The sequence below is a fragment of the Brevibacillus ginsengisoli genome (genome assembly GCF_050113715.1).
GTDB lineage: Bacteria > Bacillota > Bacilli > Brevibacillales > Brevibacillaceae > Brevibacillus_H > Brevibacillus_H ginsengisoli.
Genome location: NZ_JBNJQR010000012.1, coordinates 97,563 through 109,945 on the forward strand (window position 1 = coordinate 97,563; position 12,383 = coordinate 109,945).

Sequence of the window (12,383 nt, forward strand, 5' to 3'; positions counted from 1 at the left end):
GAAACTCACATCCTTTCAATCCCGTTTCCGATTCATTGACAAAACCTACAAAATCGTATTTTTCAGTCACTATTCTATCTAAATAGTAGTAGAAAACTTGGGCTTCGCCAAGCCTTGGGCGCAGGGAGTAAAGCAAAAAGGCATCTGCTTTAAATAGCAAATGCCTTTTTTACACGTGTTTGACTCACCGTTACGCGTTTTTCTTTAACCAGATCTGCTTCATCTGTTGAATGAAGAACAGATATTTCTCTTCACGGACGTCTGTCTTAACCATCTCTTGTTCGCATGAATGGCAGATGAACTGATCATTGATCACAATCCCAGTTTCGTGGTCTTCTCTGCACACGATACAATTCTGGACAGGCTTTTCCATGGTAGCCCCCACCTTTTTCCACTATATACCAAACATTATACCCCATTATAAGCAGTTCCATTCCAAACGTTCCTGAAGTCACCTGTCAGATGAGCATCTGGAGCCAGCAGAGCCGTCTATCTGCCAAGTAAAAAAGGGACTCACCCAGGCCCACAAATTAGCCACGAACGATTCCCTTCCGCATGCAGTTTTATTGGATTTTCGCCACAGTAGAAAGCTGACGGGTTAACGATTGACGTTTTGCTTTTAGTTCCCACACTTTTTCTCGCAAAAACCGATTGCCAGGCTGGCTTCGCAGTTGTTTGTAGAGTGTTAGAATTTCTTGATTCATTCCATTAAATATCTGCCAAAGATCTTCCCGGGTGTAGGTTTGGTTGTCCATAAGACTGTCTTTGCCGTTATAAAGCTCATGCAACCTAGCCATAATTTCCTGCTGCCATTCGCAATCACCAATACTTCCGGCATAGAGGTACAAATCCAGATAATCGTTCACCAAAGACTGTGCGTTCTTCTGATTCATGTAATCCTCCTATTGCATTAGGTTCGAGGCCGCTTAGGGACCATCCCTTCACCTCTTATAAAGATGAAATCGTTTACATTTAAACCATCGTAACTAAATTATACATTTTTTCTCAGGATAAAAGGTCGAATTTTTCAAAAAAATCTCGTCCTTTGCCCAATGGTTCGATAAGCAATGTGGAAGGCTTCCATCTCCTGAAGCGGATAGCAGGAGCAGGCGTCGAGAATGACAGGCTTTCGCATGGTTTGGACAAACACATGGGGTGACATCTCTTTAATGAGTGGATCAACATCCAAAATCAGCAGAGCATCGGCATCTATTAGTGATTCTTGCGGATTTGTAAACCGAAGAAAGCGACCCTGCCCGGGATGATTTGCTCTATGGTTGTTCCCTGTCACATATAAGCGAATCGAAGCGTGCCGCTCAATCTCGGGTGCAATCAATGCAATACTCCGCTCATCCGACCAGATGGCGACTGCCCGAGGATTGATCTGAGTAAGCAGGAGGCGTAGCTCTCGAACCATCCAATCTTGCGGGGAGATGGAGTGAACGGGTATCGATTTCACGTGGTCAAGTGAAGGCTTGTCCTGAATCCAGCCTTGCCCGATCCGTTTATCCATTCCAAGTGCCCAGGCAACTACATCCGCTCTTGCTTGGAGCTGGTCGCACCGTTCGCCTATGAACATATAGAAATGATGCTTCCATTCAAGATAAAGCGACAGACAGACCGCTGCTTCGTCTGCCTCGATTCGTTGACAAATCTGCGAAATTACCCCCTCATCTGCAAGAGCCCGTCGAAGCGTGCTCACCCAATCACTGGATGGATCGCCTCCAATGACCGCATGCTCCTGATCCGGTAATAGAAAAAGGCGCACGACGTCAACCGGATGCGCACCAGAAGCAGCATGAAGTTGTTCAGCCATCCCATGGGGAATCTCATCTCCAACCAACAGGATGAGGAACTTGCTCTGCCCATTCACGGACAGCCATTTCATCGTCCTTGAAAGAAGCTGAGAAATACTACACTCCCTTGAAACAAGAAGCCCATGAACGGCCGAAGTAGCGGTAGCCGCTCGTTCCTCTGTTGTGATTGTAAATCCTCGTCTATTCCATGTATGTTGAAGATCATCGGAAAGCGAACCTTCTTCCGAATCGACTAGTAATGTCCAGATTGGCTCCATGTCTGTTCTCCTTGTGATCCTTATCTTCCATTGGCTATAAACGTCTCTCGTTGTTTATTGTTGACGAGAGGACCACGTTCCATAACTGCTAGAAGAGAGACGTCCAAGGAAAAATTGAGGTAATATAGAGTCAACACCAAACGGTTATGTCGTTTTTCACACAAAAAAAGGAGGCCTGCTATGAAAGAACAGACCATCTATCACTATCAACTCTTATATCGTTTTCGGTGGAAACTGGCAGGCTATCTGCTTCAAGTGGTTTGTTTGGGAGGATTACTCTTCGGATCAACACGAGTTTTTCCCGTTCATTTTGAGGAATTATTCGTTTCTTTATCCATTCTGGCGTTGCTGCCGATTCTGCATATCATGTTCTTTCGTTTGTATGCATACTCCGTTTCAACGAGACCGAGGCTCTCACCAGACATGTTGTTTTGTCCGTGGTGGGGGGCGGGAACCGCTTATCCTGCTACACTTGGATTTTTCCGTGCGGCTGAAACTACGGTTTGTCTTGGGAGTATATGCGTGCCTGCAGCCTTATTCGTATGGATCCCGCAAAGCTATGCCATCGACTTTTTGGCGGGGGGATTGGTCTTGGCGCTTCCACGGATCATAGGGCTAATCCATTCGTTTCGACAACCGAAACATTGCCGGATCAAATACGAAACCAGAAGCATTGCCTTTCTTCTGACAGAAGGTTACAAGAAAACATAAGAGAACCTACATAACGTATAGCTTAATGGCAATCAGAGCGAGTAACCCGGGAATCCTCAAGAACCCAGAGAGAACGGCCGTCACGGGATTAATCGGTAGATGAAACCCTGCCATCTCCCCGACGAGATTGGCAAAGAAAAGAAGAATGGCGCCAATCACAACGTTAATCGCCAAAATCCCTATCCAGCGAAGCGGCTTGGTCATTGATTTGCTAGCAGCCACCATAAGCAATATACCGATGATGATTAACGCAACAATCCATTCGGTACCCATCCTGCTACCCCCTAAGCATGCTTCTTCGCATATACGGCACGAGCTCGATCAAGCAAAAACATGTAACGTTTCTCGGTCAGCTGTAGATAGTAAATGGCTTGGTCCACATGCTTTGCTTCCGCTGTGCTCATCATCTGTTGGGCGTGCTGCCAATTGAGGCGGGCACGCTCAATCGCTTCGGTCAACGAATTCCAGTCATTGCGAATGACAACACTTGTTTTGTTACTCCGAAACCACTTCATCCCGCTTCCCCCCACTTAACACTTGTATGGCTTCTTTAGTTAAAATAATGCATCGCACTCGCCAGATTATTCAGGCTATGGAGAATAATGGCTCCCCAAATCGAGTTGTACCGATGGCGTACAAATCCCAATCCTAACCCGATCACAAACAGCGGTATAAATAGAGCGATATCGACGTGCATTAACGCAAACCAAAAGCTGGTTAAGAGCACACCAATAACAGCCCCAAAGCGCTTCACCAGGTAGGTCTGAATCACTCCACGAAACAAGATTTCTTCCGCAATCGGCACCATGATGCCCACAACGGCAATGGAGACGAGACCATTCATCCAATTAAAGGTCTTCGCTTGAACGATGCTGTTCTGAATGTCTGTTTCCCGCTGTGATTGCAACGATAGATTCAACCAGTCGGCAATCGGAGTCGTAAGCAAAAAATCCAATCCGACAATGATAAAGGCGAGAATACCAACAATCGCCAACAGCATTCGGGTCATACTCTTCGGTCGCGTAAACCCGATCACTTCCCATCTGCCAAAAAACCGGAAGGCCGCTATGACAAGGATCATCAATTGAAACGATGCCGATTCCAGAACTCCGCCGATGCTTCCTTCTGGAAAAATAGGATTGGGAAGGAAGAACGCATATCCCGCATACATAAAGGTAGTAAAGATTTGAAGCCACGCCATCACATGCAAGAAATCGTCAATCGTCACCGACCATCGGCTGATTCTTTCTCTGTGAAATCGACGCTCCCGAAGAAAACTGATGATAAACCCGACAGAACAGATCAAACTAAAAGCACCGGCACCGAGAATTAAGAAAATCATCCCATTCTCTAGTTTCGTTGCCATTTCAACAACCCAATGTCCATCTGTTCCTTTGGTAAAACGAAGCATCATGAATTCTATCAGCAGGTTCAAAGTGTATCCGAACAACAATAGGTATGCCCAGCGTCTCGTCCGATTGGGCGGCGCCGTAAACGGTTGAAGTTGAGTTCCTACATACATGGATTCTCTCTCCTCTTCTTAGACTATGCCTCGTCCCATCAAATCATGACCCTATATATGATCACTATTAGACTCGACATGCAAAAAGACTCGACAATTGCCGAGCCTTCCATTCGCTATGTTCATTATAACTCTCTTCGGCCTTCTAGTGCCTTGGTAAGTGTTACTTCATCAGCATACTCCAAATCGCCGCCGACTGGCAATCCATGGGCAATTCGAGTGACCCGAATCCCGAATGGTTTAATCAAGCGGGAAAGGTACATAGCGGTTGCTTCTCCCTCGATATTCGGATTCGTTGCGAGAATGACCTCTTTTACCTGCTCATCGCCCAAACGCTTCAACAAGTCAGGAATACGAATATCTTCTGGTCCGATTCCGTCCATTGGCGAGATGGCACCATGCAAGACATGGTATACCCCTTCAAATTCTCGGGTTTTCTCCATCGCTACAACATCCTTGGGTTCTTGCACCACACAGATCACCGATTGATCCCGACGCTTGTCTCTGCAGAGATGACACGGGTCCAGATCCGTGATATTGTTACAGACCGAGCAGTAATGGAGCTGACGCTTGGCATTGACTAACGCCTTGGCCAAGTCAAGCACATCGTCTTCCTTCATGTTCAGTACAAAAAACGCCAGGCGGCCCGCCGTCTTGGGGCCAATGCCTGGCAGCTTCATAAATCCTTCAATTAACTTGGATACCGGTTCTGGATAGAACATTATCTCTACTCCTTTAAGGGGCGATCTATCCTGTTCAAACTAGAATAGTCCAGGAATATTCATCCCGCCAGTGAATCGTCCCATCTCTTTGCCAGCCAATTCATCAGCGTTGCGAAGCGCGTCATTCACCGCAGTCAACACAAGATCTTGCAGCATTTCAACGTCTTCTGGATCGACTACTTCTGCTTTGATCGTAATGTCGAGAATTTGCTTATGGCCGTTCGCTTTCACCATAACCGCGCCTCCACCAGCTGTTCCCTCAACCACTTTGTCTTTCAACTGTTCTTGCGCCTTTTGCATATCTTCTTGCATTTTTTTCACTTGTTTCATCATTTGTTGCATGTTTTTCATATGATATTCCTCCTAGAAAATGAATGGCGTTCATCAATACTCTTTCAATGCTAATCATTGATTTCGAGCAGCTGCTCTCCTACCAGCTTCAGCGCTTCCGAAACAAATGGATCCTCACCCTTAGCCTCCGGGTCTACCCCGCTTTGCTCAACCAAGGACGTCCATTGCTCCTCCATCACCGATAGCAGCTGTAGTGAAGCCCCTGTGGCGTTCTGGATGGCTTGCTCGACGATTCCTTTTAGTTCCGGCTCCATCGTCTTTTCACAATGGATAGGGCTTTTGAAAATGACAACAACTGAATCCTGATTCACCCCGGCTGGTTGACCATTGACGAGCCAGGCGTAATGCTGAATCCTGACTTTTTTTACGTCGGAAAGTATTTGACCCCATAAGCCTTTGAGTCTTTGCGTTCTCGCCTCATCCAAGGAACGAGCGACTTCCTTCACCTTGTTCATCGGAGTTCGAATTCCGCCTGAAGCAGATGAAGCAACTGGACGTCGCGCTGGTTCCTTCGCCTCTTCATGTCCAGCACCAGTCGTCCCCAACTGATTACGCGCGGTGGCTTGTGTGACCTTTTCCTCCAAAGAGCGGAGACGGTTCATCAAAGTCGTTAGCTCTTCCGGAGCAACCGATGAAGTCGCGGACGTTGATTTAACCACTGTTCCTTGCCCCTGGCTGTACTGACACAATTTGACCAAGGACAGCTCAACCAGAATTCGAGGATAGGTGGACCATTTCAGTTGGGCAAGCGATTGATTCAATGCCTCGATCATATCATATAATCCAGCCAAAGAATAAAGCTCCGCCACAGCCGTAAATTGATCATCCACCAGCGTCCGCTCCACGATCTCTTGCAGAGTAGGAGCGGTCTTGAGCAGCAGCAAATCGCGGTAGTAATACATAAAATCCTGCAAGAAATGCTCAGGATCTTTCCCCTGCTGCATGAGCTGGTCAAATTCCTGCATGACCTGGGCGACATCACTCTCGACAATCCTCTTGGCGAGCGTCGAGTAGTATGTCTGAGAAACAGAGCCTGTTATCTGCAAAATATCCTGAAGCGTAACGTGATCTCCGCTAAAACTAAGCGCCTGATCCAACAAGCTGAGGGCATCACGCATCCCGCCCTCGGCCATCTTGGCGACCAGCTGCAACGCATGATCCTCGACGCTCACATGCTGTTTCTCACAGATTTCCTGAAGCCTCTCTACCATCTCGGATAAGGCTATCCGATGAAAGTCAAAACGTTGACAGCGTGAAATAATGGTCGCTGGCAACTTGTGTGGTTCTGTTGTAGCCAATATAAACAAAACATGGGATGGAGGTTCCTCCAACGTCTTCAATAGCGCGTTAAAGGCCTCTGTTGTCAACATGTGCACTTCGTCAATGATATACACCTTGTACGAGACATCGCTCGGCGCAAATTTGACTTTATCCCGAATATCGCGAATTTCTTCCACTCCACGGTTAGAAGCAGCGTCGATCTCCAGCACGTCTGTAACCTTGCCCGCTGTTATCGCCTGACAAGAAGCGCACTCATTGCACGGTTCACCATTTTGTGGCGATTCACAGTTCACTGCCTTGGCCATGATCTTGGCAGCACTTGTTTTTCCCGTTCCTCGTGGGCCGTTAAACAGATATGCATGAGAAAGACGTCCTTCTCTCAACGCATTACGCAGCGTGGTTGTAACGTGCGCCTGCCCGACTATATCTCCGAAGGTTTGTGGTCTGTATACGCGGTAAAGCGCTGTATAAGCCATTAGCCTGCCACTCCCCACTTGTCTCTTCGCTATCTATTCTCCATAAGCTTATCTTATTTATTATACACCATTCCGATGGCTTTTCCCAAATAAGAAGAGAAAAGACTTCGTCCCTTTTGCTCTGTTTAAGCTCGCGTGTAGCATCTACTGTCCGCTCCGTTCACTACGGAAGGGAGTCGACAAGAAAATCACTTCGCTTCTCATAGGAGTAAAGAATGCCGACTCTTTTCCTTCCTTCGTTCACTCCGCTGAGCTTCGCTTAAAATGAGGCTTCAGTGACGAAGTCTTTTCTCCACCAAGCTTACGCGGATGGAAAAAAGTTTAAGTACTTTATAACTGTAAAACACTTAAACTTTTTTAATTAAATAAGAAAAGCGCCCTGCAAATAGAAGCGCTTGAGTAATTTCAATATTCACATATAGGGAAGCAGAATTTGAAAAGTTGTCCCGTACCCTTTGGACGATACGCGTATTTGTCCGCCTATATCATGGATAATCTTCTGGCACACAGATAATCCGAGGCCTGTCCCTTCTTCTTTCGTCGTAAAAAAAGGATCAAATATCTTATCAATCACATACAGTGGTATGCCGGGACCCGTATCATGGATGTCAATGCTGATTCGGTTTCCTTCCTCTTCAAAATGATGACCGATTGTCAATGTTCCCTCACTGCCCATTGCTTCTATTCCGTTCTTGCAGATATTGATGAACACTTGCTTCAATAGTTCTGCGTCGCCAACCACCATGCACAATTGACCTCGTGACTTGTACTGAAGGTCAATTCCATGAAGAAGCGCCTGATTCTCGACAATGGGCAGAATCTCTTCAAAAACGACATTGAGATTAACCAACTGGTACTGAACGTCACGCGGCTTGCTTAACAACAAGAACTCGCTGACTAGCGAATTGATCCGATTAATCTCGGTTAACATGATTTCGGTATATCCTCGTTCCCGCTCCATCTTCATGTCCGTAAAGAGATGGTAGAACATCTGCAAAAATCCCTTGATTGAGGTAAGGGGATTTCGGATTTCATGCGCTGTACCCGCGGCAATCTGCCCAATCATCGCCAATCGGTCGCTTCGCTCTATCTTTTGCCCAAAAGAGCGCAGATTGGTAACATCTTTAAAAATCACGTAGGCCCCAACCATTTCACCCGATTCATCGTGCAAAGTGTTGGAATCGACCAACAGCTCATATCGCTGCTGATCATTTGTCCATGAGGTGGCCTTGTTTTGTACTTTGATCCCTTCAAGCACTTCACGTTGGATCAGTCGATATTCTTCGGGAATTCCCGCGAAAGCCTGATCCATATGCTGGTTGATGACTTGGGTTCGTTCCACACCGAGCAGTTTGCAGGCCAATTGGCTTAATTCTACGATTTGTCCCGCTGTATTCAACACGACGACACCAAGATTGGATTCAAAAGTTAATTCACTGACCAATCGCTCCTGAAGCGTGTATGGGCGAACATAAGTAAGTTCATAGAGATGAACGAGATAATAAGGATCGCCAGCATGCTCTTTTGTGATCATAATTGCGGTTTTGGAGGTCTTTCCTTCCTTATTCAGCCACGCGCATTCGGTATTCCCGTCATGAGTCAAATCCTGTTGGAGCAATTGGCTGTGGAGCTGTTCGATGGTTCTTGGGTAATCCAAAATGTTTTGAAAAGGGCTTCCGACTAATTCCTGACGATGAAAACCGGTCGTGCGTAGCAGTGCTTCGTTAACCTCAACAACCATTCCCTCTTGGTCCACAAGCAAGCTTGCGTGCTGCAACTGTTGTAGGAAATGTGTTAACCTGCGCAATGTTTGGTTGAACTGTATGAGGTATGTCGCATCCACAGTCCCTCCCCTCCCCACTTAAAAAGACGTTCTGTTCCGCGGGATATTGAATCCATATTTAGGTAATTGGATATATTCTTCGATAATAAGGGGATACCCTGCATGCTGAGAGTGACCCGCATGTCAAAATGTTTCGCTAGAACTCGCCAGAAAGCAACAAAAAACGCCAACCTCAAATGGTTTAGCGTTTTCGACACGCTTACTTGGTAAATTTGTCCGCGACCACGGAGGCACCGTATGAATGGGGTTTGACACACGCTTCGAAGTCGTTCATATCCGCAAGGTGAAGAATTCTTTTTACGAATTTCATCGTTGGACCATTCCAGCCAATATCAAAATGAAGTCGAATGGGGACCGTAATCATTCGGGTTTTCATATATTCTCGCAGCTCAGAAGCTAACCCCACCGCATAAAAAGCTTCTGTGTAAATCCGCTGCTGTAAGGAAGAAATTCGTGGCTCCAGAAACTGCTGATAATAAATAGCTCCCCCATGCCCTGTATGAATAAAGGAGATCGCAATGACAAACGAAGTATTCTTGCTGCGCAGTTGTGAATCTGCTCCCACAATAATTTGGTACTCATCAGGGGCCAAGGAGATCGCTTGTTCCAGCTCAGCAAAAACCTGCATTTTATCCATCAAACCCTTGCTCGGACTTTTAAACCAGTCAAATCGGTTCGCATGATTTTTTACCGAGGTCTCTTTCACCAGCATTCCCCCTTCTTTTTGATCAATATATGAAAGCAATTGAACGAAAAACCCTTCTTCGTTAAAGCTTAATGAAAACTCCATGACTGCCTACCGCGTTTAAACTCTCGCTTATAGACATAGAAAAAGGAGGGATCTAGTCCCTCCTTTGGCATTGGTCTTCGATTTTCATCTTTCCAGTTTCCCTAGCTTTTCGAGTATCCTTCTTTTTCGGTAGAGCATCATTCCTGCCTCTGCGATATCTTCAATTGATTTGCGATTCAAGTAGGCTCCAAACAACATACCGGCAATCGGGATGAGTTGAAATAGTTTCTTCCATCCCAAATGATCCCCATAGGTCACGACAACCTCCCGCCAGCCTTGAATCTGCGAAATGACGTTCTTCCCAGCAACCTCTTGTTGGAACTGGGTAAGCTCCTCAAGTATGGCTCGTTTGCCCACAATATCTGAAGATGTAAACTGGAGGCATTTGACGACAAAGATTCGTTCCTCTTTTGAGCGTGGGTTATATCCGTAGCATAAGGCTATTTCCTGAAGGGTCTTGAGCGACATGCCTAACAAAAATGGAATATCGATCGCCAACGTAAATATCCCGCCAAATCCAGTCGTGGCACCTTGTAAAGTAGCCAGTTTGATATAGTTCTCTCGCAAATCCGAAGCCACTTGATCCATGGTGTGGAGCGGTAATTGAGCGACTGCGTGTGAATCCGGCACGACACCTTGTGGGACATGCTGAATAAATCGTTTATAGACACTATCCTCGCTGATCAGATAGCGTCCACCTGTCTCGACATAGCTTACCGTCTCGTTCAGCAATTGGCTAAACTTATCCTGTAGGAAAGCCGGAGTTACTTTATCCAACAAGACAAATGGAAGTCGACCAAGCTTCTCCCAAAACCATAAGTCCTTCTGTTCCCTTTCCCACTTGTCTACCTGAGCCAATTCCCGCAACAATTGTTCTTTGATCTCCATACAAATCACGCCTTGACGAAGTATTTCTAACTTTTACGATTGATCTAGCAATCCGTTTCATATGCGCTTCTAACCAATAAAAAAGACTTACCTTTGAAGGTAAGTCTCTACATCTACGATCGATTTATAGATCACCATGTATTTCTCGTACAATCGGAGCGTTTTTCTGCTTCTCTTTGTGAGCTTCAATCCATTTTCCCAACACGACAACCACGACAGCGAGAACAATCGGGAGAAGATGCTCAAATCCAGCCCAAACCGACTCCAACTGCGTTCCCACAATGTCATCTCCCATGATCATCTCACCAGAAGTGTACCCCAAGAGAGCTGCCCCAATTGTGACAATGATCGGGAATCTCTGCATTAGCTTCATCAATAGCTGACTTCCCCAGATAATAAGCGGAATACTGATGGCCAGTCCAATTAAAATCAATAAAATATTTCCATCTGCCGCACCTGCTACCGCCACCACATTATCCAAGCTCATCACCAAATCAGCTACGATAATGGTTTTAATCGCTTCGCGGAGATTGGAACCACCGTTAATATCGTCATTCTCTTCTTCTCCAGCCAGAAGTTTCACGGCTATCCATATCAATAAAAGACTACCTAGAAGTTCAACAAACGGGATTTGCAATAACCATACCGCAACAAATGTTAAAATGACCCGCAATCCAATCGCGCCAAAACTTCCCCAGAAGATTGCTTTATTCTGCAGGCTTGGATGCAAATTGCGACAGGCCAGTGCAATAACGACGGCATTATCACCACTGAGTATCAGATTGACCAAGATGATCTTGGCTAACCCAATAATAAAGTCTGTCATGGTTTCTTTCTCATCTCCCTGTATAAGTGGGGCTTGTCTTTTTATCTATAATAAACCACTTATATGATTTTGTGCAGTCCGATTGTTCTATTACGGATACTCTTTCCCTATTCTCCACTTTCCTACTCCAAAAGACAACTTCAATTGAAGATTTACCAGCGTTATACATCTTACGTTTCGGAGCACAATGATAGTAAGAGTCAAAAGGAGGGTTCCCTATTGTTTCATCAACTGGTGATTAACTTCATTGCCCATTATGGATATATTGGTCTTTTTGGGGCACTCATGCTAGGAGTTATCGGATTGCCGATTCCTGACGAATTACTGATGACATACAGCGGTTATCTCGTATCAATCCATCAGCTTCGTTTCTCGCTCGTGATTCTTGTTGCGGCATTGGGGAGTGTATGCGGCATGTCCGTCAGCTTCTGGATTGGACATCAATTTGGATATCCTCTATTAGAGAAGTATGGAAGGAAGATTCATCTGTCGCCTGAGCGGATTCGTAAATCAGAGGTGTGGTTCGAGCGTTTTGGCAAGTTTGCGGTTATCATTGGTTACTTCGTTCCGGGAGTTCGTCACGTAACCTCAATCTCCGCGGGAATCAGCAAATGGCCGTACCGCTCCTTTTTACTCTACGCGCTTCCAGGGGGATTTCTGTGGGCTGGTTGTTTTACAGTAATTGGTTATTATGTAGGCGAAAACTGGCATCGGTTTGTATTCGCGTTCCATCGCTACGCGATTCTGATCGTGATCTCGTTAGTAATCTTGGCTCTATTGGTTTATGGAATTCGAACCTATCTCGCAAGACGGGTAAAAGCCAAATAGGCAGGTCATAAAGCACAGAAAAAACTCCGCTGAATGCTCAACGGAGTTTGTGTAGAACCTTAATAACGCTA

General features: G+C 45.9%; 15 protein-coding genes. 2 read left to right on the plus strand and 13 right to left on the minus strand.

The features are described from left to right. Positions 1 to 190: 190 nt before the first annotated feature. From ACQCN2_RS21545 to ACQCN2_RS21555, 3 genes are all read right to left on the minus strand, one after another. Entirely contained in the window at positions 191 to 373 is a 183-nt protein-coding gene (locus ACQCN2_RS21545; RefSeq protein ID WP_426931021.1) for a sigma factor G inhibitor Gin, read from the minus strand. A 190-nt stretch (positions 374 to 563) separates the two neighbouring features. Further along, positions 564 to 893, minus strand: a complete 330-nt coding sequence (locus ACQCN2_RS21550; RefSeq protein WP_426931022.1) for a hypothetical protein — start codon at positions 891 to 893, stop codon at positions 564 to 566. A 134-nt stretch (positions 894 to 1,027) separates the two neighbouring features. Next, entirely contained in the window at positions 1,028 to 2,074 is a 1,047-nt protein-coding gene (locus tag ACQCN2_RS21555) for a hypothetical protein (protein WP_426931023.1), read from the minus strand. 180 nt (positions 2,075 to 2,254) lie between these two features. Here ACQCN2_RS21555 and ACQCN2_RS21560 point away from each other — a divergent pair, with 180 nt between their 5' ends. Continuing rightward, complete coding sequence (locus ACQCN2_RS21560; protein WP_426931024.1) at positions 2,255 to 2,785, plus strand: hypothetical protein; 531 nt, start codon at positions 2,255 to 2,257, stop codon at positions 2,783 to 2,785. A 6-nt stretch (positions 2,786 to 2,791) separates the two neighbouring features. Here the strand turns inward: ACQCN2_RS21560 and ACQCN2_RS21565 are convergent, their stop codons facing one another. The 10 genes from ACQCN2_RS21565 to ACQCN2_RS21610 all read right to left on the minus strand — a co-directional run bounded on the left by ACQCN2_RS21565 (position 2,792) and on the right by ACQCN2_RS21610 (position 11,484). Next, the gene (locus tag ACQCN2_RS21565; RefSeq protein ID WP_426931025.1) at positions 2,792 to 3,058 is read right to left on the minus strand and encodes a pro-sigmaK processing inhibitor BofA family protein; all 267 of its coding nucleotides are present in this window, start codon (positions 3,056 to 3,058) and stop codon (positions 2,792 to 2,794) included. A gap of 11 nt (positions 3,059 to 3,069) precedes the next feature. Next, positions 3,070 to 3,300 carry a DUF2508 family protein gene (locus ACQCN2_RS21570; RefSeq protein ID WP_426931026.1) on the minus strand — a complete coding sequence of 77 codons (231 nt, stop codon included), beginning with the start codon at positions 3,298 to 3,300 and terminating at the stop codon, positions 3,070 to 3,072. 35 nt (positions 3,301 to 3,335) lie between these two features. Then, on the minus strand, positions 3,336 to 4,307 hold the full coding sequence (locus ACQCN2_RS21575; RefSeq protein ID WP_426931027.1) for a CPBP family intramembrane glutamic endopeptidase: 972 nt from the start codon (positions 4,305 to 4,307) through the stop codon (positions 3,336 to 3,338). 125 nt (positions 4,308 to 4,432) lie between these two features. Next, on the minus strand, positions 4,433 to 5,029 hold the full coding sequence (gene recR / locus ACQCN2_RS21580; RefSeq protein ID WP_426931028.1) for a recombination mediator RecR: 597 nt from the start codon (positions 5,027 to 5,029) through the stop codon (positions 4,433 to 4,435). 39 nt (positions 5,030 to 5,068) lie between these two features. Further along, positions 5,069 to 5,380: a YbaB/EbfC family nucleoid-associated protein gene (locus ACQCN2_RS21585; protein ID WP_426931029.1), complete on the minus strand. Its 312-nt coding sequence runs from the start codon at positions 5,378 to 5,380 to the stop codon at positions 5,069 to 5,071. Between the two features lie 50 nt (positions 5,381 to 5,430). Beyond that, positions 5,431 to 7,137, minus strand: coding sequence for a DNA polymerase III subunit gamma/tau (gene dnaX / locus ACQCN2_RS21590; protein ID WP_426931030.1), 1,707 nt, complete (start codon positions 7,135 to 7,137; stop codon positions 5,431 to 5,433). A gap of 412 nt (positions 7,138 to 7,549) precedes the next feature. Continuing rightward, a complete protein-coding gene (locus tag ACQCN2_RS21595; RefSeq protein WP_426931031.1) occupies positions 7,550 to 8,980 on the minus strand; it encodes an ATP-binding protein in 1,431 nt (476 codons plus the stop codon). Positions 8,981 to 9,179: 199 nt separating this feature from the next. Continuing rightward, complete coding sequence (locus ACQCN2_RS21600) at positions 9,180 to 9,686, minus strand: ribonuclease H-like YkuK family protein (protein ID WP_426931032.1); 507 nt, start codon at positions 9,684 to 9,686, stop codon at positions 9,180 to 9,182. Between the two features lie 168 nt (positions 9,687 to 9,854). Beyond that, positions 9,855 to 10,658 carry an EcsC family protein gene (locus ACQCN2_RS21605; protein ID WP_426931033.1) on the minus strand — a complete coding sequence of 268 codons (804 nt, stop codon included), beginning with the start codon at positions 10,656 to 10,658 and terminating at the stop codon, positions 9,855 to 9,857. Between the two features lie 124 nt (positions 10,659 to 10,782). After that, positions 10,783 to 11,484, minus strand: a complete 702-nt coding sequence (locus tag ACQCN2_RS21610) for a TerC family protein (protein ID WP_426931034.1) — start codon at positions 11,482 to 11,484, stop codon at positions 10,783 to 10,785. A 219-nt stretch (positions 11,485 to 11,703) separates the two neighbouring features. On the opposite strand from ACQCN2_RS21610, the gene ACQCN2_RS21615 reads away from it, so the two are divergent. Further along, entirely contained in the window at positions 11,704 to 12,312 is a 609-nt protein-coding gene (locus tag ACQCN2_RS21615) for a DedA family protein (protein WP_426931035.1), read from the plus strand. Positions 12,313 to 12,383: the final 71 nt, after the last annotated feature.